23 protein-coding genes and 1 tRNA gene are annotated in these 22,074 nt (G+C 71.9%); 14 read left to right on the top strand and 10 right to left on the bottom strand.

Going from position 1 to position 22,074, the window contains the following annotated elements; translation table 11 throughout:
* Positions 1 to 58 precede the first annotated feature (58 nt).
* Entirely contained in the window at positions 59 to 1,111 is a 1,053-nt protein-coding gene (locus ACWD02_RS01340; protein WP_451203246.1) for a peptidoglycan-binding domain-containing protein, read from the top strand.
* A 138-nt stretch (positions 1,112 to 1,249) separates the two neighbouring features.
* On the opposite strand, the gene ACWD02_RS01345 is transcribed toward ACWD02_RS01340, so the two are convergent.
* Together ACWD02_RS01345 and ACWD02_RS01350 are read right to left on the bottom strand one after the other, a co-directional pair.
* Positions 1,250 to 1,915: an HAD-IA family hydrolase gene (locus ACWD02_RS01345; RefSeq protein WP_451203247.1), complete on the bottom strand. Its 666-nt coding sequence runs from the start codon at positions 1,913 to 1,915 to the stop codon at positions 1,250 to 1,252.
* A gap of 264 nt (positions 1,916 to 2,179) precedes the next feature.
* Positions 2,180 to 2,758, bottom strand: coding sequence for a TMEM165/GDT1 family protein (locus ACWD02_RS01350; protein WP_451203249.1), 579 nt, complete (start codon positions 2,756 to 2,758; stop codon positions 2,180 to 2,182).
* A 486-nt stretch (positions 2,759 to 3,244) separates the two neighbouring features.
* On the opposite strand from ACWD02_RS01350, the gene ACWD02_RS01355 reads away from it, so the two are divergent.
* From ACWD02_RS01355 to ACWD02_RS01370, 4 genes are all read left to right on the top strand, one after another.
* Positions 3,245 to 3,892: an HNH endonuclease family protein gene (locus ACWD02_RS01355; RefSeq protein ID WP_451203251.1), complete on the top strand. Its 648-nt coding sequence runs from the start codon at positions 3,245 to 3,247 to the stop codon at positions 3,890 to 3,892.
* Positions 3,893 to 4,011: 119 nt separating this feature from the next.
* On the top strand, positions 4,012 to 5,688 hold the full coding sequence (locus tag ACWD02_RS01360; protein ID WP_451203253.1) for an alkaline phosphatase D family protein: 1,677 nt from the start codon (positions 4,012 to 4,014) through the stop codon (positions 5,686 to 5,688).
* A gap of 317 nt (positions 5,689 to 6,005) precedes the next feature.
* On the top strand, positions 6,006 to 7,967 hold the full coding sequence (locus ACWD02_RS01365) for an FAD/NAD(P)-binding protein (protein ID WP_451203255.1): 1,962 nt from the start codon (positions 6,006 to 6,008) through the stop codon (positions 7,965 to 7,967).
* Positions 7,968 to 8,029: 62 nt separating this feature from the next.
* Positions 8,030 to 8,479 (top strand): DoxX family protein, encoded by a 450-nt coding sequence (locus tag ACWD02_RS01370; RefSeq protein ID WP_451203257.1) that lies wholly within the window; start codon positions 8,030 to 8,032, stop codon positions 8,477 to 8,479.
* Positions 8,480 to 8,582: 103 nt separating this feature from the next.
* On the opposite strand, the gene ACWD02_RS01375 is transcribed toward ACWD02_RS01370, so the two are convergent.
* Positions 8,583 to 9,155, bottom strand: coding sequence for a superoxide dismutase family protein (locus ACWD02_RS01375; RefSeq protein ID WP_451203259.1), 573 nt, complete (start codon positions 9,153 to 9,155; stop codon positions 8,583 to 8,585).
* A gap of 257 nt (positions 9,156 to 9,412) precedes the next feature.
* Between ACWD02_RS01375 and ACWD02_RS01380 the strand changes: the two genes are divergently transcribed.
* Positions 9,413 to 10,075 carry a DedA family protein gene (locus tag ACWD02_RS01380; protein ID WP_451203261.1) on the top strand — a complete coding sequence of 221 codons (663 nt, stop codon included), beginning with the start codon at positions 9,413 to 9,415 and terminating at the stop codon, positions 10,073 to 10,075.
* On the opposite strand, the gene ACWD02_RS01385 is transcribed toward ACWD02_RS01380, so the two are convergent.
* Positions 10,072 to 10,329 (bottom strand): DUF2277 domain-containing protein, encoded by a 258-nt coding sequence (locus ACWD02_RS01385; protein ID WP_451203263.1) that lies wholly within the window; start codon positions 10,327 to 10,329, stop codon positions 10,072 to 10,074. The two genes, ACWD02_RS01380 and ACWD02_RS01385, sit on opposite strands and share 4 nt — an antisense overlap.
* Before the next feature lie 113 nt (positions 10,330 to 10,442).
* Here ACWD02_RS01385 and ACWD02_RS01390 point away from each other — a divergent pair, with 113 nt between their 5' ends.
* Positions 10,443 to 10,790 (top strand): hypothetical protein, encoded by a 348-nt coding sequence (locus tag ACWD02_RS01390; RefSeq protein ID WP_451203264.1) that lies wholly within the window; start codon positions 10,443 to 10,445, stop codon positions 10,788 to 10,790.
* Positions 10,791 to 10,831: 41 nt separating this feature from the next.
* Complete coding sequence (locus tag ACWD02_RS01395) at positions 10,832 to 11,137, top strand: hypothetical protein (protein WP_451203266.1); 306 nt, start codon at positions 10,832 to 10,834, stop codon at positions 11,135 to 11,137.
* 281 nt (positions 11,138 to 11,418) lie between these two features.
* Here the strand turns inward: ACWD02_RS01395 and ACWD02_RS01400 are convergent, their stop codons facing one another.
* Positions 11,419 to 11,730, bottom strand: a complete 312-nt coding sequence (locus ACWD02_RS01400) for a hypothetical protein (RefSeq protein ID WP_451203268.1) — start codon at positions 11,728 to 11,730, stop codon at positions 11,419 to 11,421.
* Positions 11,731 to 12,019: 289 nt separating this feature from the next.
* Between ACWD02_RS01400 and ACWD02_RS01405 the strand changes: the two genes are divergently transcribed.
* Together ACWD02_RS01405 and ACWD02_RS01410 are read left to right on the top strand one after the other, a co-directional pair.
* Complete coding sequence (locus ACWD02_RS01405; protein ID WP_451203270.1) at positions 12,020 to 12,385, top strand: cupin domain-containing protein; 366 nt, start codon at positions 12,020 to 12,022, stop codon at positions 12,383 to 12,385.
* Positions 12,386 to 12,591: 206 nt separating this feature from the next.
* Positions 12,592 to 13,098, top strand: coding sequence for a response regulator (locus tag ACWD02_RS01410; RefSeq protein ID WP_451203272.1), 507 nt, complete (start codon positions 12,592 to 12,594; stop codon positions 13,096 to 13,098).
* 89 nt (positions 13,099 to 13,187) lie between these two features.
* On the opposite strand, the gene ACWD02_RS01415 is transcribed toward ACWD02_RS01410, so the two are convergent.
* A tRNA-Val gene (locus ACWD02_RS01415) sits at positions 13,188 to 13,259 on the bottom strand.
* Between the two features lie 248 nt (positions 13,260 to 13,507).
* On the opposite strand from ACWD02_RS01415, the gene ACWD02_RS01420 reads away from it, so the two are divergent.
* From ACWD02_RS01420 to ACWD02_RS01435, 4 genes are all read left to right on the top strand, one after another.
* Entirely contained in the window at positions 13,508 to 14,950 is a 1,443-nt protein-coding gene (locus tag ACWD02_RS01420; RefSeq protein WP_451203274.1) for a hypothetical protein, read from the top strand.
* 94 nt (positions 14,951 to 15,044) lie between these two features.
* Positions 15,045 to 15,623 carry a DUF4383 domain-containing protein gene (locus ACWD02_RS01425; protein WP_451203276.1) on the top strand — a complete coding sequence of 193 codons (579 nt, stop codon included), beginning with the start codon at positions 15,045 to 15,047 and terminating at the stop codon, positions 15,621 to 15,623.
* Between the two features lie 23 nt (positions 15,624 to 15,646).
* Positions 15,647 to 16,291, top strand: a complete 645-nt coding sequence (locus tag ACWD02_RS01430; protein WP_451203278.1) for a bifunctional 4-hydroxy-2-oxoglutarate aldolase/2-dehydro-3-deoxy-phosphogluconate aldolase — start codon at positions 15,647 to 15,649, stop codon at positions 16,289 to 16,291.
* Complete coding sequence (locus tag ACWD02_RS01435; RefSeq protein WP_451203280.1) at positions 16,288 to 17,271, top strand: sugar kinase; 984 nt, start codon at positions 16,288 to 16,290, stop codon at positions 17,269 to 17,271. The genes ACWD02_RS01430 and ACWD02_RS01435 overlap by 4 nt, the downstream gene beginning before the upstream one ends.
* 30 nt (positions 17,272 to 17,301) lie before the next feature.
* Here the strand turns inward: ACWD02_RS01435 and ACWD02_RS01440 are convergent, their stop codons facing one another.
* The 4 genes from ACWD02_RS01440 to ACWD02_RS01455 all read right to left on the bottom strand — a co-directional run bounded on the left by ACWD02_RS01440 (position 17,302) and on the right by ACWD02_RS01455 (position 22,063).
* The gene (locus tag ACWD02_RS01440; protein ID WP_451203282.1) at positions 17,302 to 17,514 is read right to left on the bottom strand and encodes an FmdB family zinc ribbon protein; all 213 of its coding nucleotides are present in this window, start codon (positions 17,512 to 17,514) and stop codon (positions 17,302 to 17,304) included.
* A gap of 33 nt (positions 17,515 to 17,547) precedes the next feature.
* The gene (locus ACWD02_RS01445; protein WP_451204337.1) at positions 17,548 to 18,291 is read right to left on the bottom strand and encodes an HAD family hydrolase; all 744 of its coding nucleotides are present in this window, start codon (positions 18,289 to 18,291) and stop codon (positions 17,548 to 17,550) included.
* A gap of 77 nt (positions 18,292 to 18,368) precedes the next feature.
* Positions 18,369 to 20,879 (bottom strand): phosphoribosyltransferase, encoded by a 2,511-nt coding sequence (locus ACWD02_RS01450; protein ID WP_451203284.1) that lies wholly within the window; start codon positions 20,877 to 20,879, stop codon positions 18,369 to 18,371.
* 17 nt (positions 20,880 to 20,896) lie between these two features.
* Entirely contained in the window at positions 20,897 to 22,063 is a 1,167-nt protein-coding gene (locus ACWD02_RS01455; protein ID WP_451203286.1) for an HpcH/HpaI aldolase/citrate lyase family protein, read from the bottom strand.
* Positions 22,064 to 22,074: the final 11 nt, after the last annotated feature.

Genomic DNA, 22,074 nt, shown 5'->3' on the forward strand with positions numbered 1-22,074 from the left:
CCTGTTGAAGCCTGGGTCTGCATAATCGCTGGAGTTCTCTAGGGGTGGGGTACGAAGAGTGAGCAGCACGGAAAGACGTCCGGACGGCGACGGCAGCGGGCGGGACGGCGGGCCCGGCAACGACCCGGAGGACCGCTTCGACAGCGGTCCGGGCGACCGGCGGTGTCCTGAATGCGGTGCGTCGCGCGCACCGGGCGGCGCGCCTGCCTGCGGCTGTACGGAACGGGCCGCCGACGCGGCGCGGGACGCGAGGTCGGCGGACGCGGCCGCGGCGGAGGACTTCGATCCGCTGCGCATCCGTCCGTACGTGACGTTGCCGGAGCCCGGCCTCGCGGAGGAGGCGGCACCCGAGCCTGATCCGGCCCCCGCCCACGTTCTCCCGCCGGAAGCCGTGGCTCCGCCGCGCTCGGCGGACGTGGGGCTGTTCGCGCCGGGCGGGGCGGGCGATGTGGCCGCACCCTCCGCCGTATCGGGCGAGAACACCTCCCCTCTCCCTCTGCCGTACGGCGACGGACCGGCGCCGCGGCGCGGCCGTAGGGGCTTGTACGCGGCGGTGAGCGCCGTGGTGGCGGTGGTGGCCGTGGGGGTGCTCGCCGCGGTGCTGCTCTCGCCCGACAAGCCGCAGCGGGAGCAGGCGCTGCCGGACGTGCCGACCCGTGCGGTGACCGGACCTTCCGAGTCCGCCACGGAGGCACCGGCGCCCTCGACGACGTCCGCCGCACCCTCCGCGTCCCCGTCCCCGTCCGCGTCGTCGTCCGCCTCGCCGAAGGCGAGCCCGTCCCCCACCGCGTCGCGCTCGGCCTCGCCCAAGCCGCGGTCCACCCGGCCGCCGAGCCGCTCGACGGCACGGGCGACGGGCTCGGTGGAGCCGGCGTCACCCAAGGCCGACCGCGTCCTGCGCCGCGGCGACAGGGGCCCTGAGGTCGCGGAGCTCCAGGAACGCCTGCAGCAGCTGTACCTGTACATGGACGGGCCCCACGGCACGTACGACAGGCAGGTGGAGGACGCGGTGGCCCGCTACCAGTACGCCCGCGCGACCCACCGCGACGGCCGTGGGGTCTACGGGGAGGAGACGCGGGCGGCACTCGAGGCGGAGACGAGGGAGCCGTAGAACAGGGCCGTTGGTAAAGGCGAGGCGCCCTGCACCGCGAAGGTGCAAGGCGCCGGAAGCATCAGCCGGGGGGCAACCGGGGCAGGCCAACCAGACCCCAGCAACCGGGGCAGTTCAAAGCCCCCGAGCGACCGAAGATCACCCGAAGCTCAGCCGGAGTCCCCCACCCTCAACCGGCTCCACCCGTACCTCCGTCAGGTCAGCGACATGCACGGTGGGCCCGTACTCCCCGGCCCGGGGGCCGATCCCCACGACCCGCATGCCCGCCGCGAGACCCGCGGCTATCCCCGCACCGGAGTCCTCGAATACGACGCAGTCGGCGGGGTCGAAGCCCAGCTCGGCGGCGCCCTTGAGGAACCCCTCGGGGTCGGGCTTGCTCGCGCTCACGCTCTCCGCGGTGACCCGCACGTCCGGCAGCGGCAGACCGGCCGCCGCCATCCGACCGTTGGACAGGGGCACGTCGGCGGACGTCACGAGCGCGTGCGGCAGTCCCTCGATGGAGGCCAGGAAGGCAGCGGCGCCCGGCACCGGAACGACGCCCTCCATGTCGGCGGTCTCGGCGGCCAGCATCTCGCGGTTCTCCGCGTAGTTCTCCTCCATGGGCCGCTCGGGCAGCAGCACCGCCATCGAGGCGTACCCCTGACGCCCATGGACGATCCTGATGACCTCGTCGAAGTCGAGCCCGTGCCGCTCGGACCAGCGCCGCCAGCAGCGCTCGACCACCGCGTCGGAGTTGACGAGCGTCCCGTCCATGTCCAGGAGGAGAGCCCGGGCGGTCAGAACAGAGGCGGTCTCAGCCGTCATCGGCGTACTCCAGAGCACAGAGGGAGGTGCAGAGATGTCGCGGGGGAGCGGGAAAAGAATCAAGGCAGCCCCGCCCGCCGGTCAGGGAACACGGGCGGAGCCACTTTGTTTCTCCACGATACAAAAAGGGGCCAGCAGACGCCAGCACCGCAGGTCACACCCCTTACAGGCGCCCCGAGGCCGGGCACCCGGGTGGTCGTGTGAGCGGCCCAGGCAAGGCCCAGGCAAGGCCCAGGCAAGACTCAGGCAAGGCCCAGGCAAGACTCAGGCAATCGCCTCGTACAGGCTCCACACCCCGAGCCCCAGCATCAGCAGCGCCGCGATCTTGGTGATGAGCGACAGCGGCACGCGCTTCATCAGCGCCTTTCCGCCGACGATGCCGAGCCCGGCGACCGCCCACAGCGCGAGCACCGCGCCAAGACCCACGGAGAGCGGGTCGTCGTACCGCGCGGCCAGGTTCGCGGTCATGATCTGCGTCAGGTCACCGAACTCCGCGACCAGGATCAGCATGAAACCCGCGCCGGAGACCTTCCAGAAGCTCTGGTCCTTGGGCTCACGGACCTCTTCCTCGTCCTCGCCGCCCTTCAGGAGCAGCATCGCCGCCCCACCGAGGAAGAGGACGCCGGTGAGCGCGTGCAGCAGTTGCTGCGGCAGGAGCGTCAGCACGCTGCCCGCCGCCACGGCGAGCACGACATGGACGACGAAGGCGGCCGCGACCCCGACGAAGACGTACGAGGCGCGGTAGCGCGTCCCGAGGACGAGCCCGGCCAGCGCTGTCTTGTCCGGGAGTTCGGCAAGGAAGACGACGCCGAAGACGAGCGCCATCACGCTGATGCTGATCAAGGTTCCTCAATCGGTCGGGGCTGCCCCACCGAGAGCAATCTGTACATCACGTACGACACCTCGGCACGGCAGCACACACGGACGTACACGGTCATGTACGTCGGGTACTGCTTGCCGAAGGTCTCGCTGGCCGACCCGGTCCATCGCGGTTGCACCGCGAGATGACGGGGCCTGCCTCCGGGCGCCGGCTCAGGCGAGCTGAGCAGTATGTCGACGGTCCGGCGAAGAGCTACTCCCCTTCTGCGCCATCCATCGTACGGGACGTACGAACACCCCGGACCAGGACCTTTCGACCCCCTGGCATGTGACCCGGGTCACTCGATTCCAACTCCCGTACGCATGAACGCACATGACACGGCGCCAGAACTCTTGAACTGACCACCTGATTGACGCGACCCTGTCACGTGACGCACATCCGCAGGAAACCCCACCGCGTCAGCATGGCCGCCCCAACGGCCAACATCCCCCCACATCAAGGGAGTTCGTATGTCCGCTGTCTACGCGCGTCGACGTCTCGCCACGATCACCGCCCTGACCGCCCTCACCTCCGCGGCGGCCCTCCTCACCGGCGCACCCGCCCAGGCCGCTCCCCCGGCACCGGTCTCCGCCGCCACCGCCCGCACCTACCTGGGCCAGCTCACCGAGAAGGCCGAGGGCTCGTCCGACGGCTACAGCCGGGAGAAGTTCCCGCACTGGAGCACCCAGTCCGGTGCCTGCAACACCCGCGAGGTCGTCCTCAAGCGCGACGGCACGAACGTCCAGCAGGACTCCAGCTGCGCGGCCACCTCCGGCACCTGGAAGTCCCCGTACGACGGCGGTACCTGGACCGCCGCCTCCGACGTCGACATCGACCACGTGATCCCGCTCTCCGAGGCGTGGAAGTCCGGCGCGAGCGGCTGGACCACCGCCCAGCGGGAAGGTTTCGCCAACGATCTCAGCCGCCCCCAGCTGATCGCCGTCACCGACAACGTGAACCAGAGCAAGGGCGACCAGGACCCGGCGGAATGGATGCCGCCCACCGCGTCGTACCACTGCTACTACGCCCGGATGTGGGTGGACGTGAAGCACCACTACAGCCTCACGGTGAACGCGGCGGAGAAGACCAAGCTGTCGTCGGTCCTCAACGGCTGCTGAGGTCACCGGCTCGCATGAGCGGCGAGGTCACCGGCCTGTAACCAGCGGGAATCCGCGGAACCTCCCCACTGCCCTCCGTCGTTCCGTACCGTACGGGGCGACGGAGGAGAGTGATCATCGTGGCACGGCTGCGCCTGGGTCCACTGCTGAGGTATGTCGACGGTTCGACGGCGACGGTCTGGGTCGAGGCCGACCGCCCGTGCACCGCCGAGGTGCGGTGCGCCGACGGCGCCAAGGGCACGGCGAACACGTTTCAGATCGCGGGCCATCACTACGCGCTCATCCCGGTCACCGGGCTGCGTCCGGGCACGGAGACGGCGTACGAGGTGCGGCTCGGCGACAGCGGCGCGCCCGTGTGGCCACTGCCGGACTCGCCCTTCCCGCCGAGCACCATCCGCACGCCGGGCGACGGCGACGACGAGGCGATCCGTGTCACCTTCGGGTCCTGCCGCTGGGCCGCCCCGCCGAGCGACGAGCACGATCCCGTCGGGCCCGACGCCCTCGACACCCTCGCCGCCCGCATCGCCACCGGCACGCCGGCCGACCGCCCGGACGTCCTGCTCCTCCTGGGCGACCAGGTGTACGCGGACAACACGTCCGAGGCGACCCGGCGCTGGCTCGCGGCCCGCCGGAACCTGAACGACCCGCCGGGCGACCAGGTCGCGGACTACGAGGAGTACACCCACCTCTACTACGAGTCGTGGCTCGACCCCGAGGTGCGGTGGCTGCTCTCCACCGTGCCCAGCTGCATGATCTTCGACGACCACGACGTCATAGACGACTGGAACACCAGCGCGGCCTGGCTCGCCGAGATGCGCGCGACGCCCTGGTGGCGCGAGCGCGTGCTGAGCGGCCTGATGTCGTACTGGGTCTACCAGCACATCGGCAATCTGCCGCCCGCCGAGCTCGAACGCGACGAGCTGTACGCCACGCTGCGCTCGGCCCCCGACGGCACGGACGCGCTGCGCGCCTTCGCCTCCGCGTCGGACGCCGATCCGGGGGCGACCCGGTGGAGCTACCGCCGGGACTTCGGCCGTGTACGCCTGCTCATGATCGACACACGGGCGGCGCGTGTCCTGGACGAGCAGAACCGCGCGATGATCGATCCGGACGAGTCCCGCTGGCTGCGCGAGCAAGCGCTGGACGGCGTGGGCGGAGCAGACGGCTCGGGCGCCACGGGCGGCTACGACCACCTTCTGATCGGCACGTCGCTGCCCTGGCTCCTGCCGCACCTCATCCATGACGCCGAGGGCTGGAACGCCGCGTTGTGCCGTGGCGAGCGCGGCGCGCGCTGGGCCCGCTTCGGCGAGAACCTGCGCAGGCGTTCGGACCTGGAGCACTGGGCGGCGTTCCCCTCGTCCTTCGACGCGCTGACCTCCCTGATCGCCGAGGCGGGCACGGGGGCGGGCGCCCCGGCGACGGTGTGCGTGCTCTCCGGCGACGTCCACCACGCGTACATCGCGGAGCCCACGTGGCCGGACGGCGGCGGCCCCGAGTCCCGCGTCCTGCAGCTGACGTGCTCCCCCGTCCACAACTCCATCCCCGCGTCGATAAAGCTGGGCTTCCACTTCGGCTGGAGCAGGGTGGGCCGGGCGCTGGGCCGCCGCTTCGTGCGCCATGGCCGATCCGCGCCGGCGGCCATCAACTGGCGCAAGACGGGCGGGCCCTGGTTCGGCAACCAGCTCATGACGCTGACGCTGCGGGGCCGCTCGGCGCACGTACGACTCGACCAGGCCCAGGTGGTGAAGGGCGTGGGTACCCACCTGAAGACGACCCAGGAGTCCCGACTTTCGTGACTCGGCGGGGCGCGGGCTCGCGGGTCCGCGAGCCCGCGGGTCCGTGAGCCCGCGGGCCCGTGGCCTCTCGTCTCGTCTCGTCATTTACCTCGCACGCCCCATTTACCTCGCACGCCCCGTTGTTTCCCATAGCCACTCAAAGGCCACCGATGCTTCACACGCATCGCGTGACACAGGCCACACCTGTCCGGTGATCCTCCGCTGCGGGGTTCGACTTCCGGGGCCGCGGCGGCATGATGAGGCGGACCGTCCGCTTCCACCGCGCCCATCACCCCCACACCCCCCACCACCCCCTGCTATGCCCGGGAGTCACGCCTTTGTCCGCACCATCCGCATCGGCCGCACCGGACCATGACGTCGCAGTCGCCGTCGTCGGCGCGGGGCCCCGCGGGACGAGTGTCCTGGAGCGCCTCTGCGCCTCGGCAGCCGAACTCCTGCCGTCGGGGGCACGGCTGACGGTGCACGTCGTCGATCCCTCGCCCCCGGGACCCGGACGCGTCTGGCGAACCGCCCAGCCGGCCGAACTGCTCATGAACACGGTCGCCTCCCAGGTGACCCTCTTCACCGACGAGAGCGTCGACTGCGCCGGGCCGATCCGGCCGGGGCCGAGCCTGTACGCGTGGGCCGCCGCCGGGCACGCGCCGGGGCTCGGCCCGGACGACTACCCGACGCGTGCCTGCTACGGCCGCTACCTGGAGTGGGTCTTCGCCGAAACCCTGCGCGCCGCCCCCGGGTCGGTCCGGGTCGAGGTGCACGCGGCACGGGCCGTGCGGCTCGACGGCCCGGGCGACGGCCCCCAGACCCTCGCCCTCGACAGCGGCCGCGAACTCTCCGGGCTCAGCGCCGTCGTCCTCGCCCAAGGGCACCTCCCCGCGGCCGGCGACACCACGCAGGAACAGTTCGCCGCGCACGCCGCACGCCACGGCCTTCGCCACATACCGCCGGCCAACCCCGCCGACGTGGACCTCTCGGCCGTCGCACCCGGCGAGCACGTCCTGCTGCGCGGGCTCGGCCTCAACTTCTTCGACCACATGGCGCTCCTGACGCAGGCCCGCGGCGGACGCTTCGCCCCGGCGCCGGGGGGCGGGCTCCGCTACCAGCCATCGGGGCACGAGCCGAAGCTGTACGCGGGGTCGCGGCGCGGCATCCCGTATCAAGCGCGCGGCGACAACGCGAAGGGCCCGTACGGACGGCATCAGCCGCTCGTCCTCACCCCCGACGTCATAGCCCGTTTCCGCAAGCGCGCGGACAGCGGCGAAGCCCCGGACTTCCTCGACGAGATATGGCCACTGGTCGCCAAGGAGGTCGAGACGGTCTACTACACCGCCCTCGTCCGTCCCGCCGGGCGTGCCGCGGAGTTCCGGGACGCCTTCCTCGCGTCACCGCACCGCAGCCCTCAAGAGGATCTGACACTGGCCGAGTTCGGTATTCCCGAGACCGCGCGTTGGTCCTGGGACCGCCTCGCGCAGCCGCATTCCGGCCGCACCTTCCGCTCCCCGGACGACTTCCGCGCCTGGTTGCTCGGGTATCTGCGCGAGGACACCGCGCAGGCCGCGCTCGGCAATGTCGCCAGCCCGCTGAAGTCCGCCCTGGACGTGCTGCGCGACCTGCGCAACGAACTCCGCCTGATCCTCGACCACGGCGGCCTGTCCGGGACGTCGCGCCGGGAGCACCTGGACCGCTGGTACACGCCGCTCAACGCCTACCTCTCGATCGGCCCGCCCCGGCGCCGCATCGAGGAGATGACCGCGCTCATCGAGGCGGGCGTCCTCGACGTGCTGGGCCCGCGTCTCGACGTGCGCCCCACCGCGGACGGGGCGTACCTCGCGCACTCCCCCGACGTGCCGGGGTCGGCTGTGCCGGTCACCACAGTGATCGAGGCCCGGCTCCCCGAACCGGACGTGCGGCGCACCGCGGACGAACTGCTCGGCCGGCTCCTGAGGACGGGGCAGTGCCGCGCCCACGTCGTCGACGGCCACGAAACCGGAGGCGTCGACGTCACTCCCCGCCCCTACCACCTGATCGACCGTCAAGGCCGTTCGCACACACGGAGGTTCGCGTTCGGTGTGCCCACCGAGGGCGTGCACTGGGTGACGGCCGCCGGGGCCCGGCCGGGCGTCGACTCGGTGACCTTGTCGGACGCGGACGCGGTGGCGCGGGCCGTGCTGCGCACGGCGGCGGGGGTCGCGCAGATCCCGTCGGCGAGCGGAGTGATCCCGTCCGCGGGGGAAGTGGAATCGCCCGAATGGCCAGATGTTGAACTTGCAAGCATTGATTAGGTTCACCTAACCTTGGGCCTCCACTCGGTTACCGTCCCCGAAAACCGAAGGAGTCCCCCACCATGACTGGACGTCTCAACAGCGCCCAGCCCTATGCCCTCGGGCTTTTCCGCATCGTCATCGGCCTGCTCTTCGCCTGCCACGGCGCCGCCTCGCTCTTCGGAGTGCTCGGTGGCGCGATGGGCGGCGGCACGGTCGACGCGGGCACCTGGCCCGGCTGGTACGCGGCCGTCATCCAGCTGATCGGCGGCGGCCTGGTCGCCCTCGGCCTCGGCACCCGCGCCGCCGCGTTCATCTCGTCGGGCTCGATGGCGTACGCCTACTTCAAGGTGCACCAGCCGGAGGCCCTGTGGCCGATGCAGAACGGCGGCGAGGCCTCCGCGATCTTCTGCTGGGCCATGCTCCTGCTCGTCTTCACCGGCTCGGGCGCGCTCGGCCTCGACCGGCTCTTCGCCTCGCGCGGCGAGAGCGCGGACAAGGGCGCCTCTGAGCGGACCCCGGTGGCCGCCTGACGCGGACGCGCGCTCAGGCGCACCGGTGACGGCGCCCCTTCCTCGTACGCGTACGAGGAAGGGGCGCCGTCCCATGGTCAGACCCCTTGGCGCCCCGAGGGCTTCAGTGGGTGGGCAGGAAGGGCACCGTGAAGCACGCCACCCGCTCCCCCGCGCCGCCCTGTTCGCGGTGCAGCACCACGGATCGGGCCTCACCCGCCCGGAACTCCCAGTCGTGGCGGGCCGTCGCCGTGCCCGAGCCGTCAGCGCCCGTGGCGAAGTCCAGCCAGACCTCGTTCTCCGGGTTCACATAGGCCGGGTCCTCGGAAGGCTGGACCGGGTCCTTGCGGTGCTGGTAGTGCCCGCCCGCCGCTTCGGGGTCGACGCCGCACGGCTTCTGGTGCACGTGCGCGCCGTACGCGCGACCGGGCTGCATTCCCTTCACGCGGAGCGTGACCGACATGTCGTTCGGCCTGCCCTGCTGGTCCACCTCGATCTGGGATCCGGCGGGGACGAGCTTCGTGTCGTACGTGACCGCCCACACGTACATGGAGGCCGTGGGCGGGGCGAACCGCCCCCCGACCTTCATCTCATAGAAGGGTGCTCCCTCGTGAAAGGGTGCGCCCTCACCGGCCGCGCCGCCGCCCGCTGCGAGCACCGCCGTTGCCACGGCCCCGGCGAGCATTCCTGCCACCATCGCCCCGCTCCTTCCGTACCGTCCGCCGACCCTGCTGGTCGCTGGGTTGCTGATGATGTTGGTACGGGACTTCGGCGCCGTATGCCCCATCGGGGGCGGCAGCCGGGTGAACGTGATGTAGCGAACATATGAGCCCCCCGTGGATCTCCGCGGGAGAGCGCGGCGTACGCTGTACAGCTGTCACCAAGCCGCCCCTGCCGCTCCCCCGCGACGTCGCGGCAGTCAAGTCGTCGGCCGGGGAGTTACGGGGAATTTCGGTGCTTGAGAATCTGGGCTCACTGACCAGCAGCCCATGGATCTACGCGGTGGTCGCGCTCTCGGTGCTCTTCGACATCGTCGTGCCCGTGCTGCCGAGCGGCGTCCTGGTCATCACGGCGGCCACGGCGGCCGCCGCGGCGGGCACCAGCGCGCAGAGCGTGCCGCACGCGGTCCCCGACATCCTGGTCCTGCTGCTCTGCGCGGCCACCGCCTCGGTCCTCGGCGACCTGGCCGTCTACCGCCTCGCCTGGCGCGGCGGCGAACGCCTGGACCGCGCCATCGCCCGCTCGCGCCGCCTCACCACCGCGCAGGAACGACTCGGCACGGCACTCTCCCGGGGCGGCGGCGCCCTGGTCGTCATCGCGCGCTTCGCCCCCGCGGGCCGCTCGATCGTCTCGCTCGCGGCGGGAGCCGCACACCGCAAGGTCCGCGAGTTCCTGCCCTGGTCGGCCCTCGCGGGCGTGGCCTGGGCCGGTTACAGCGTCGCACTCGGCTACTTCGGCGCGCAGTGGCTCGGCGCGACGTGGCTGGCCACGGGCGTCTCGTTGCTCGCGCTGTTCGCGGCGGGCGCGGGGGCGGCGTTCCTGGTCCGACGGCCGCGTACCGCGGCGGGCACGGCCGCGGCGGGCGCCGCCACGGCGACGGCGACCGCGGCGAACTAGGCCGCCGGGACTTCCCCCGGGTCCTGATCGGCGGCCCGCGGCTTGGCTCCGCGCACCTCGATCCCGGCGAGCAGCTCGGCGGTGGCTTCGGCGATCGCGTCCACGGCACGGTCGAAGACCTCGCGGTTGTGCGCGGCCGGGGCACGGAACCCCGAGACCTTGCGCACGTACTGGAGCGCGGCGGCCCGGACCTCCTCCTCGGTGGCGTCCTCGGGGATGGCGGGCGGACGGAGCGTCTTGATGCTGCGGCACATGCTTACAGCTTGCCGCGATTGGGGCGCGCACGGGAAGTCGTGTCGACCACGGAAGCCCCTCGCACTCACGGAAGCCCTCGCACTCGTAATTCGAACAGGAGTAGCATTACGGAGTGCCTGCAACCCCTGCATACGACTTTCCGGACGACCTCCTCGCGGGTCAGGAGGAACTGCACCAGGTCCGGGCCGAACTCCTGGCCCTGCTGAAGCGGCTCCCCTGGTCGGTCACGCCCCTCGACGGCTTCAGCGACGACCACGGCTGGCGGAAGGTGGAGCGCCCCGCCTCCCCCGGCTGGAGTCCGGACGAACAGGCGGAGGTCGAGAAACTCCGGGCTCGGGAGAGGGAGTTGGCGGTGTTCGTCACTTGTCACCGCTTCTGGGAACAGGTGACGGGACCGGACGCGGTGGCGGCTCGCGCACGGCTCAAACACATCCACGAGAAAGTCATTGACACCGGGTGACGGCGGGCGTTGACTCCCCCCAACGCCGAGGAGGTGCTGCGATGAGTGTTCTGTTGGTCGTCCTGCTCCTTGCACTGGTCGGCCTGGGTTTCAGCCAGCCGCTTCTGTGGCTGGCCGCTGCGGCGCTCGTCTTCTACATGGTCCAGCAGTACGACCGCGGAGGCTCGGGCAAGAGCAGCAGCGGAAGCGGCGCGGGCGCGGCCCCTGGTGCCGGAGGTGGCGGCGGGGGCGGCGGAGGCGGGGGCGGAGGCTTCCCCAAGACCTACCGCGACTACCGCATCCGCAAGGAACGTCAGGAACGCTGGGACCGCAGGTACAAGCGCACACACCCGGGCTCCGGCCGCTGAACTGACCGGTCGCCACCGGGCGGCCGTGCCCGCCGACGCGACCTGCCGTCGATGCGCGCGCCGACCGCGGTGCCTACGACCTCGGTTACGGTCCCGGCGCCGACCGCGTCTACCGGCGGATCCGCAAGGACGCCTACGCCGGGAACTGGACGCCCCGGGCCAGGAAGCCGTTCCGCGTCGGCGATTCGCCCACGGGCCGCGAACAGGGCTGACGTACACGGACACCGCACCGCGCGCCCCGCGTCTGCCCCGCCTCTCCGCCCCCTGAGCGCTGCCCCGCCTCAGCCTCCGAGTGGCGTCCCGGCGGGAAGGCCGCCGAGCAGCGAAACCGCGCCCTGCGCCGCGCCGTCGACCGTGGAGGTGACGGCAGAGGGGTTGTTCGCCCGCAGTTCCCCGGTGGCCGGGTCGACGGCGACCTCGTCGAGAGGGTTCTGCACGTCCGCCGAATTCGGCGTGAGCCGCGCGACGGAGTCGACCAGCGTCCCGCCGCCGGCCCCGTCCGCGGGCGGCTGCGGCGCGGCGTTCGCGGCGGAAGCGGCCCCCATGGCGAGCCCGACCCCGAGGAAACCGGCGGTGGCCTTGGAAATTTTCATGAGAGGAATCCTTTCCGGCGAGGGCCCCACGCAGGCCCTGCCGGTCTCTTCAACTCACCCGGCATCCCCAAGGTTGTGAACGACCACCCGATCGATCCGTTGCCGTCTTTCCACTCGCGACCACTCGCGACCGCACGCGGATCGGGCGGCAGCCCCGCGGTGGCGCCCTCCGGCCGGCAGGCGGACGATAAAAGTAAAGGGGTCGGCTGGTGATGACGTCGGCCGTGGGCCCCGCGGCGACTCCAACTGACTCCGGAGATTGGGCAGGGCCCGGACGGAGGAAGTTGTCATGATCGAGGTCAAGGCGGTCGAAAAGCCGGACGAGCGGCGCGATTTTCCTCGCGGTCACCTCGAAGCCGTTCATCTCACGGGGCTGGACTTCGCCGTGGGCACCTTCGAGCCCGGCTGGCGCTGGTCCGAATCCGTTGCCCCGCTGGCCGGCACCGAGAGCTGCCAGATCCACCACAACGCCTATGTGGTCAAGGGACGCATGCACGTCCGCATGGACGACGGAGGCGAGGCCGAAGTGGGCCCCGGCGACGTCTTCGTGTGCCCGCCGGGCCACGACGCCTGGGTGGTGGGCGAGGAACAGGTCGTGGTGTACGACTTCGCGGGAGGCATGGCCCAGGAGTACGCGAAGGCGGAGGGGAACTAGCCCGCGAAAAACTTCACGACGGAGTTTTGCAAACGCACCGGTCGGATCACTGAATCTGCGCCGCTTCGCGGCATCTCTTGGTGCTGCCGGTGCCTCTGATACTCCTGTTGCCGCCGGCCCGCGCCCAGGTTTAGCCCTGCGGTAACGAAGGGACTCTCCAACTCGACTTCGGCATAACGTGGTTGTTGAGAGAGGGGGCCCCGTCCATGCAGACCAAATCCGTGATCCTCGTCGTCGACGACCACAAGGACACCCTGTTCGCGCTGGAGAGCGCGCTGGCCCCTCTCGGCTATCCGCTGGTGAGCGCGACCAACGGCGACGACGCGCTCAGGGTGGTGCTGCGCGGGGACGTCGGGCTCATCCTGCTCGATGTGCGCATGCCGGGCGTGAGCGGTCTCGACGTCGTGCGCTACGTCCGGCGCCTGGACCAGACGCGCGCCATACCGATCGTCCTGCTGACCGGTTTCGACGTCAGCCGCGACGTCGCCGCGGCCGCCTTCCTGCTCGGCGTGGCCGACGTGGCCCTCAAGCCCATCGACCCGCTGACACTGCGCACCAAGGTCCGCTACCTCTTCGACACCTACGAGCAGCTGAAGGCCATGCGGCAGGAGATCGAGGCGCTCCAGGCCCAGTTGAGGGCCGGAACCGTCAAACCGACGAACGACAGCCACTCGGAACCCGGCTGGACGCCCAGCCCCCAGGTGGAATCGTGACGCGGAAGGGCCCCGCACACGAAACCGGCCCCCCCATCCGATCAAGGATGGGGGGGCCGGTCATGCCGCCTGCCTGCACGGCTTCACTGTGGGCGCGGACGGTTTCGAACCGCCGACATCTGCCTTGTAAGGGCAGCGCTCTACCGCTGAGCTACGCGCCCGGGATGTTTCGACAGCCTACCTTGCCTGTGGCCCCGGGCCGCAAACCCGTACGGGAGCGGTCCCCGGCCGGTGGGCGCACGGATGTTTCCGCCCTCGGCGGCGGTGGTGGTCCGCACCTCGTGTCCGCCCGCAGCGAAGACGGCGAAGTTCCGGTGCGCAGCGCGAACTAACCGGCCCGTGTGTTCGTCATTAACCGGTGGGAGAATGTGACACCGGGCAAGGCGGATGACAGCACGGGAGAGGGATAGTGACGGCGACACCTTCGCAGCCGTACACACCGGACACGTCGAGTGGACCAGCACTGCCGGACGCGGATGTACGTCGCTGCGGGAGCGTGCGGCCTCGTCCCCGCCCTGGCGTCCGCCCGAGCCCTGTGCGCGACGCGCTGACGCTCGCCCTCCTGCCCCTCCCCCTCCTCGCCCTCGCCCTTCCCGCCGCTTTCGCGGGCGGCGGCACCCGGCGGTGGTTCGGCGGGCGCGGGGAGAGCGTGCGGGCCGACGCGCAGGCCGCCAAGGACGCGGCGGCCGCGGCCTTCTACGAGTTGGACACCGCCCAGCGGGACCTGCGGATCTCCATCGAGACCATCGTCGCCGTCGACTCCACGCCCGCAGCCCAGCGTGCCGTGTCCGACTTCGACGCCATCGGGCGGCGGATCGACGAGGCCAGCCACCAGTACATCAGCGCGGTCGACGCCCACGATCTCGACCGCGACGACCTGGAGGCATCCGTCGCCGCCCGCGCGCGGACCGAGCTCACCGAGGCCAAGGCCGAGCTGGACAAGGCCAAGCAGGACCTGGACCGGTTCCAGCAGGGGCTCGGCCCGTTGCTCGACAAGGCGGAGACACAGCTCGCCCGGCTCGCCCCGGCCGTCGAGCGGGCCCGCCAGACCCTCCTCGCCGCCAGCAACGCCCTTGATGCCGTACGGAGCGCGGGGCTCAAGGCCGATGATCTGGCCGCCCGCCTCGCCGCCCTCGGGCCTGAGCTGACCAAGCTCAATCAAGGCGCCGGGCAGCACGGCGTGCCGGAAACGCTGCAGCGCGCCGACCGCGTCCTGCGGGACGCCGAAGCGGTGCGGGCCGAGGCCGAGCGGTTGCCCGAGCGTGCCGCCGAGACGGACCGCCGCCTCGTCTCGCTGCGTACGCGCGCGCAGGCCCTCACCACCCGCAGCGGCCAGGTCGAACCGATCCTCAGCGAGCTGCGGCGGCGGTTCACCGTCGCCTGCTGGCAGGACCTGCAGCGCGTGCCGGACCAGGCCGCGGAGAACGTGCGGCAGGCCGAGGTCAAGCTCAAGGAGGCCCGCCAGGCACGCGACGAACAGCGCTGGCCGGACGCCACCTCCCTGCTCTCGACGGTCCGTGCCCTGCTGAACTCGACGGACGAGGCGGTCTCGGCCGCCGGCGACCGGCTGCAGCGGCTGAACGCGGTGGCGAAGGACCCCCAGCAGGAGATCGAGCGCACCCGCTTCGCGATCCGCGACGCCCAGCGCCTCGCCATGGCGGGACGCCAGACCCCGGAGCAGCGGCACGCCCGCCCGCTGGACGAGTCCGTAGCCCGCCTGGACCGCGCGGTGGCCTCCCTGGAGGGCCGCCACCCCGACTACTGGCACTTTCTGACCGAGACCGAAGGCGTGCGGCAGGCGGTGGGCCGCGTGGTCACACAGATCAGGGAGGAGCGCGGGCAGGGGGCCTGAGGCCCCAGGGGCAGCGGGTTTCCGGGGTGCCGGTGGCGGTCCGTGGCCCGCGGGCGGATCCTGGAGCTACGTACGCCGACATCGGGAGGCGGACATGGCCACGCATGTACTTCACTCAGGGACGAGGCGGCCACGGCGGCGCGTCACGCTGAACGAACACCTGCCCGTCGACCACCGTCTCAGCACGATCTACCGCGTCGGCGCGGGCCTGATGGGGCTCGTCCTGATCGCGTTCGGCATCCTCGGCCTGATCGACAAGGTCGGCTTCTTCGACACCGGGGGCGACACCGTCGCCGGTCTGAACACCAACGGCGCGCTCAGCGTCCTGTCGATCTGCGTCGGGCTGCTCCTGCTCGTCGGCATGGTGATCGGTGGCAACTTCGCGTCGACGCTCAACATGTTCCTCGGCTGCGCCTTCATCCTCAGCGGCTTCGTCAACCTCGCCCTCCTGGACACCGGCTTCAACTTCCTCGCCTTCCGCATCCAGAACGTGCTGTTCAGCTTCGTGGTGGGCGTCCTGCTGATGATCTTCGGGATGTACGGGCGGGTCGGCTCGGCCCTGCCGCACGACAACCCGTACTGGCAGGCACGCCACCCTGGGGCTCACCGCTCCGGGGCTCACCGCTCCGGGACTCATCACTCTGGGGCTGACCACCCTGAGCAGGCACGCTGAGCTCCCTGTGCGAGCCTTGGGGCATGTCGGACCTCACCACTGCCTTCAGTTCAGCCCTGCGGACCCAGCGCCTCGTGGCCATCGTGCGCGGCACCGACGCGGAAGCCTCCTTCCGGACGGTCATGGCGCTCGTCGAGTCCGGTGTGCCGCTCGTCGAGGTCTCCCTCAGCGGCGCGGACACCCTGGGCGTCCTGCGGCGGGCGCGCGCCGAACTCGGCGGTGAGGCCTGGCTCGGCGCGGGCACGGTCCTCACGGCGGACGACGCCCGGCGCGCCGCGGACGCCGGGGCGAACCTCGTCGTGACGCCGGGGCTGGGAGCGGGCGTGGACGAGGCCCTGCGGCGTGAACTGCCCGTGGCAGCGGGCGTGCTGACCCCCACCGACGTGATCGCGGCGAGCGCCGCCGGCGCCACCGCGCTGAAGATCTTCCCCGCGTCTGCGATGGGCGGCCCCGCGTACCTCAAGGCGCTGCGGGCCCCCTTCCCCGACCTCCCCTTCGTACCGGTGGGCGGCGTGGACGCGGCCGCCGCGAAGGAGTATCTGGCGCTCGGCGCGGTCGCGGTCGGCGTCGGTTCCCCGCTGATCGGGGACGCGGCGGACGGCGGCGACCTGGGCGCGCTGCGCAAGCGCGCGGCGGAGTTCGTGGCGGTCACGGGGGCCGGCCGATGAGCGCCATGGCCTACGGGAGTGCCGCCGACGTCCTCACCCTCGGCGAGAGCATGGTCGCCCTGCGCGGCAGCGGTCCGCTGAAGCTGGGCGGTTCGATGGACGTGTCCGTCGCGGGCGCCGAGTCGAACGTGGCCATCGGTCTCGCGCGGCTCGGCCACGCGACGCGGTGGGCCGGCGCGGTCGGTGACGACGAGGCGGGCGAGCTGGTCCTTCGCACGCTGCGGGCCGAGGGCGTCGACGTCAGCGCCGCCACCCGTGACCCGGACGCGCCCACGGGCCTGATCCTCTTCGAACCCCGGCTGCCCGAGGTGACCCGCGTGCACTACTACCGCGCGGGCTCGGCCGGTTCACGCCTCGCGGCGACGGCGGTCGAGGCCGCCTTCGCCTCGGCCGGCGCGCCTCGTGTCCTGCACCTCACCGGCATCACCCCGGCCCTCGGCCCGTCCGCACTCGACGCGTGCCGCCGTGCCCTCGAACTGGCCCGGCAGCACGGCACTACGGTCTGCCTCGACGTCAACTTCCGCTCGCGGCTGTGGAGCGCGGAGGAGTCCGCCGTGGTCATGCGCGGCTGGATGCCGTACGTGGATGTCCTCATCGCCTCGGACGACGAACTGCCGCTGTGCCTGCCGGAGACGAAGGACGCCGGTGAGGCCTCCGCCCTGGCCGGGGAACTCCTCGCGCGGGGCGTCCGCGAGGTCGTGGTCAAGCTCGGCGCCGACGGGGCCACCACGTACGACGCCGCCGGGGAGCTGTACGCCCCGGCGCGCCCGGTGCGGGCGGTGGACGCCGTGGGCGCGGGGGACGCGTTCGTCGCCGGCTACCTGTCGGCGCTGCTCGACGGGGAGGACCTGGCGGGGCGCCTCGACCGGGCGGTGACCACGGGCGCCTTCGCCGTGGCGTCGCACGGGGACTGGGAAGGCGCGCCCACGCGTGCGGAGCTCGGGCTGCTGGGAGCGGGGCCCGGAACCGTCGTGCGCTGAGCGCCCTCCCTCAGGAAACCGCCCGGCCCGCTAGCCGCAGCAGCCCCCGCCACAGCAGCCGCCGCCGCCGCCCGGTGCGGGGGCGGGCGCCGAGGACGAGCCCCCGACGGCCACCGTGGACAGCAGCTTCACCGTGTCCTCGTGCCCGGCGGGGCAGGCCGCGGGGTCGGCGGACTCGGCCATCGGGCGGCTCAGCTCGAAGGTGTCGCCACAGGAACGGCAGCGGTATTCGTATCGGGGCATGGGCCAAGGCTAGCGGCAGCGGACGACCGGTGGTCAGCCGTCGGCCGGATCACGGCCGAGGAACCGCCGCAGGATCTCCTCCCCCGCCGCGACGCCGCGTTCCGGAAGCACGGTGAGCCCCGGAGCGGTCCAGCCCGTGTCGGCCAGCTCGCCGTGCCCCGGACGCCAGGAGCGATCGGCGGCGAGCAGCAGGTCGGCGTCGAGGAGCGAGTCACCGGCGGCGAGGATCTCGTCCGCGCCGATACGGCGGGCCACCTCGCGCACCGCGGCGCTCTTGGTCAGCGGCTTCGGCACGGCGTAGATCTTGCGGCCCTGCAGCGAGACGGTCCAGCCGCGCCCCTCCGCCCACACGGCGAGCTCCTTGACCCACTCCTTCGGCAGCAGGGAGCGCTCGACGACCAGGTAGGCGAAGAGATCCTCGGCCACCCGCTCCTTCAGGAGCCAGGCCGGGTCGGCGGTGCCCACCATGTGCGCGCGGACCTCGTCGAGCGAGGCGCACTCGGCGGCGAGCCGCCGGTCCACGTCCGCACGCCACGCGGGGTCGGACACCCCGTCGACCAGCAGGTGCCCGCCGTTGGCGCAGATCGCGAACTCCGGTGCGGGGCCCGGCAGATGGATGCGCCCGTACTGCTCGCGGGTCCGCGTGGTGGTCGGCACGAAGACCGTGCGGCGGCCCACCTCGTCGAGGAGACCGGCGGCGGTCTCGGTGACGTACGACAGCGGCTTGCTCTCGTACACCTCGACGCAGAGCAGGCGCGGCGCCAAGGCGTCGGGCATGGTCAGGCCGAGGGCAGCGGCGGAGTAGATGAGGGTGCGGTCGAGGTCGCTGGCGACCAAAACCTTGCGAGGCGTGCTCACTTGGCGGCCACCGCCTTGCCGTCCGTGCCGGTGGCTCCCCGCGTGAACTGAGGGTGGATCAGTCCGACGCAGGTGTAGGGGAGTTCGTCCACTTCCTCGACCGGCACGCCACGCTGCTCCGCGAGGAGTCGTACGTGATCGAGGTCGGCTCCCGCTCCCGCGCGTGCCAGGATCTTCCAGGGGACGCGCCGCAGCAGGACGCGGGTCGTCTCGCCGACGCCGGGCTTCACCAGGTTCACGTCGTGGATGCCGTACTCCTCGCTGATCCGCTCCACGGCGGCCCAGCCCTCCCAGGTCGGTGCCCTGTCGGCCGAGAGCAGCTCCTTGACCTGGGCGTCCACGGCGTCGGCCACCTCGTCGAAGCGGGCCGTGATGGCGTCGAGGAAGTCCAGGGAGACGTCGCCGTCGGCGAGTTCGCGGTAGAACTTCGCGCCGTGGAAGTCATCGGGTCCGACCAGGTCCGCGCGCAGCACGGTGCGCGATATCAGTCCGGACACCGTCGAGTTGAGGCAGGCCGAGGGGATGAGGAAGTCCTCGCGGGTGCCGTAGGTGCGGACGCAGGAGCCGGGGTCGGCGAGCACCGCGATCTCCGGGTTGAAGCCGGACGGGCCGCCGGAGTCCTCGAACTCCCTTACCGCTTCGGCGAGTTCACGTGTGATCGCGCCCTTGCCCGTCCAGCCGTCGACGAAGACGACGTCGGCGGGGTCGTGGTGTGCGGCGAGCCACCTCAGCGCGTTGGCGTCGATGCCGCGGCCGCGGACGATCGACACGGCGTAGTGCGGCAGGTCGAGGCCGTGCCGGTGCTGCGCCCAGCGCCGCATCAGTACGCCGACGGGCGTGCCCGCTCGGGCGAGTGAGACCAGGACGGGGCGGGGCGGCCGCTCGGCGAGCACGGTCTCGGTGACGGTGCCGACGGCCTGCGCTATGCGGGCCGCGGAGGTGCCGAGCGCCGCGCGGAACAGCTCTTGGTACTGCGGGCTCGGCTGGTACTCGACCGGCAGCGACTCGGCGTAGTGCGCGCCACCGCTCTGTATCGCCTCCTCGCGCTCCTCGGTGGGCGCCTCCAGACGTACGTCCGAGAGGTCCTGGAGCAGCCAGCCGACGTCTTCGGCCGCGTACGAGGAGAAGGCGGGGCCGCGGAGGGGCTCGGGCAGCATGGAGGGCCTTTCGGGGATGTACGAGGGCACGACGGCGAGCAGCACCTGCGGGGCGTGCGCGGCGAGCTGCGCCAACAGACCCTCGGGGGCATGGAGTTCGGGGCGGTCGCCCACGGAGTCGACCACGAGGACGATCGCGTCGAAGCCGCCGCCCGCGACGTTGTACGCGTACCGGTCGCCCGGTCCGTCGGCGGGAGCGTCGTGCGCGGGGAAGACGAGGCGGCTGCGTATGGCGTAGCCGGGGTCGTCGACCGCGAGGACGGGTGAGCGGGTGGTGGTGGAGTACCGCACCTCCGCGCTCCCGGCGGGCAGCCGCTCCTCAAGGGCGACGCCCAGGGCCAGTGGCGCGTACATCAGCTCCTCGAAGCCGAGGACGAGAACGCGGCCGGGACCTGGGGCGCTCCCCGGACGGGCCGCCGGAGCCAGCGCCTCCGCAAGCCGGTCAGCCATCCCCGGCAGTGCCGCCTCAAGTGCCGTCCGGTGCTCGGGGGCGAACCCGTGGCGCCCGCCGTCCGGCACCCCCGCGGGCCAGCCGATGTCGACCCGGGTGACCGAGCCGCCCTCCTTGCGCGGGGCGGGGAGCGCCGAGTCCTCGTACTCCTCGACGAGCGCCTGGCCCTTCTCCAGGACGCCGTCCGGCAGGCTCACGGTGCCGGACGCCGTCGTGATCAGGTCGACCCGTGCGCCGATCTCCCGGGCGAAGTCGGCCAGGCGGCCCTGGTCCTGCGGGGAGCGCATGTCGACGAGGGCCACGATGACGTACCGCTCGCGCGGGTACAGCTCGTGCAGGGCGCGGATGGTGTTGAGGACCGTGTTGCCGGTGGAGAACTCGTCGTCCACGAGCACCAGCGGACCGTCCCTGGTGAGCAGCCGGGGGTCCTCGGGGAGCAGCAGGTGCGAGGTCGCGTGCGAGTGGGACTCCTCGAAGCCGCCCGCCCGGCGCACCGAGTCGACCGGGCGGCGCGTGGAGTGGAGGTAGGGCGCGAGGCCGATGCCGTCCGCGACGCAGTGCCCGAGGCCGGTCGCCGTCTCCGCGTACCCGAGCACGACCGCGCGCCGGGCCTCCGCGTCACCCAGGAGCGCGCGCACCCGGACACCGAGGTCGCGCCCGGCCGCGTACACGACGGAGGGCAGCTGCGGCACATGCTTGCCGAGGACGTTGGACACCAGGAGGTGCGCCCGCTTCGGGTTGCGGCGCAGGGCGAGGCCGAGCAGGTCGCTCAACCCCGCGTCCCCGGCCAATTCCACGCCGAGCCGCTCGGCGACCCACGTCCCTGACCACACCGTCGCCGGCTCCACCACGTCGTCGTTCACAGTCCTCGCACAGTCCTTACGTTCGGCCGGAGTCATCGGGGAGGTCCCGGCGGTCACCCGGAGAGCCCGGCGGAGAGCAGCTCCACGAAGCCGACGTCCTCGCGCGCGACGCCGAAGACCTCGGCTCGCTGGAGGGTCCGCTCGGCCCAGGCGCGGTGCGGCTTCACTTCGTTCATCTTGTTCGTGTACGCCGAGCGCATGACCCCGCCGCCGTCCCGGTCCGGGCGCAGAATGTCCTCGGCGTCGCTGAACTCCTCGTGGCTGACGACCGAGAGCGCGTGCACGGGCAGCACGTGCGAGGGGTGGATGCAGGTCTTGCCGAGCAGGCCGTTGGCCCGGTCGAGCTCGATCTCGCGCAGCAGCCCGTCGATGTCGTGCTCGATGAGTGCCTGGCGCAGCTCTTCCGCCCGGCCCTCCAGGAAGGGGCTGCGGCGCAGTTGCGGCTTGAACATCCGCTCCTGGGCGCGGAAGTACTCCCACACGGGACCGGTCACGGTGAAGCCCGTGCCGTCGGCCCTGCCGAGGTGGTTGACGACGTCGGCGATGACGGAGGCCACGATGTGGACGTCGTACGCGGTCATGTGCGGCGGTCTGCGCAGTCCGTACGCCGAGCAGAAGTCGGTGACGCCGAGGCGCAGCGCGAGCACCCGCTCGCGGTACTTGTCGACGGTGCGGGCGATCCCGGCGAGCGTCTCGGAGCGGCTCTCCAGATGCAGCAGCTCGGCGGATTCCAGGACGGGCATCGCGAAGAGCCTGCGGCCGCTCGCTGCCTCCGCCGCGGCGAGCGACTCCAGGAAGGCGACGCCACGCTCCTCGGTGAACTTGGGCAGCACGAATCCGGACAGCAGCCGGATGCTGGGTCCGAGGCGGGCCGCCAGGTCGGCTATCTGCTCGGGGGCCCGGACCCGGATGAACAGCAGCGGCGGCTCGGCGCCGTCCCGCTCGGCCAGCTCGGCGAACTGTCTGACCAGGTTCTCCTCGGCGCCGATGACCTCCGCGTCATCGATCGAGTCCTCCAGGCAGAGGACCATCGAGATCACGCCACGTCCCGCCTGCTTCATGATGTCACCGGCGAGGCGGGGGCGCGTGGCCGGGCTGTAGAGCGTGGCTCCCAGGGCGGCGGCGAGCAGGCGCGGGGAGGAGTCCGCGGTGAAGACGCACGGCTCCCGATGAAAGAGACGCTGTCGCACCTCTGGGGCTATATGCCCGAAATGACGCATGATTTCCCCTG

The organism is Streptomyces sp. NPDC002853, from assembly GCF_053591915.1.

What these genes read in the sequence shown, in the direction of transcription:
- ACWD02_RS01345 (WP_451203247.1), bottom strand. Translation starts at nt 1,915, where the DNA reads ATGACGGCTGAGACCGCCTCTGTTCTGACCGCCCGGGCTCTCCTCCTG.
- ACWD02_RS01355 (WP_451203251.1), top strand. Translation starts at nt 3,245, where the DNA reads ATGTCCGCTGTCTACGCGCGTCGACGTCTCGCCACGATCACCGCCCTG.
- ACWD02_RS01370 (WP_451203257.1), top strand. Translation starts at nt 8,030, where the DNA reads ATGACTGGACGTCTCAACAGCGCCCAGCCCTATGCCCTCGGGCTTTTC.
- ACWD02_RS01375 (WP_451203259.1), bottom strand. Translation starts at nt 9,155, where the DNA reads ATGGTGGCAGGAATGCTCGCCGGGGCCGTGGCAACGGCGGTGCTCGCA.
- ACWD02_RS01385 (WP_451203263.1), bottom strand. Translation starts at nt 10,329, where the DNA reads ATGTGCCGCAGCATCAAGACGCTCCGTCCGCCCGCCATCCCCGAGGAC.
- ACWD02_RS01395 (WP_451203266.1), top strand. Translation starts at nt 10,832, where the DNA reads ATGAGTGTTCTGTTGGTCGTCCTGCTCCTTGCACTGGTCGGCCTGGGT.
- ACWD02_RS01400 (WP_451203268.1), bottom strand. Translation starts at nt 11,730, where the DNA reads ATGAAAATTTCCAAGGCCACCGCCGGTTTCCTCGGGGTCGGGCTCGCC.
- ACWD02_RS01405 (WP_451203270.1), top strand. Translation starts at nt 12,020, where the DNA reads ATGATCGAGGTCAAGGCGGTCGAAAAGCCGGACGAGCGGCGCGATTTT.
- ACWD02_RS01410 (WP_451203272.1), top strand. Translation starts at nt 12,592, where the DNA reads ATGCAGACCAAATCCGTGATCCTCGTCGTCGACGACCACAAGGACACC.
- ACWD02_RS01425 (WP_451203276.1), top strand. Translation starts at nt 15,045, where the DNA reads ATGGCCACGCATGTACTTCACTCAGGGACGAGGCGGCCACGGCGGCGC.
- ACWD02_RS01430 (WP_451203278.1), top strand. Translation starts at nt 15,647, where the DNA reads ATGTCGGACCTCACCACTGCCTTCAGTTCAGCCCTGCGGACCCAGCGC.
- ACWD02_RS01435 (WP_451203280.1), top strand. Translation starts at nt 16,288, where the DNA reads ATGAGCGCCATGGCCTACGGGAGTGCCGCCGACGTCCTCACCCTCGGC.
- ACWD02_RS01440 (WP_451203282.1), bottom strand. Translation starts at nt 17,514, where the DNA reads ATGCCCCGATACGAATACCGCTGCCGTTCCTGTGGCGACACCTTCGAG.
- ACWD02_RS01445 (WP_451204337.1), bottom strand. Translation starts at nt 18,291, where the DNA reads ATGCCCGACGCCTTGGCGCCGCGCCTGCTCTGCGTCGAGGTGTACGAG.
- ACWD02_RS01450 (WP_451203284.1), bottom strand. Translation starts at nt 20,879, where the DNA reads ATGACTCCGGCCGAACGTAAGGACTGTGCGAGGACTGTGAACGACGAC.
- ACWD02_RS01455 (WP_451203286.1), bottom strand. Translation starts at nt 22,063, where the DNA reads ATGCGTCATTTCGGGCATATAGCCCCAGAGGTGCGACAGCGTCTCTTT.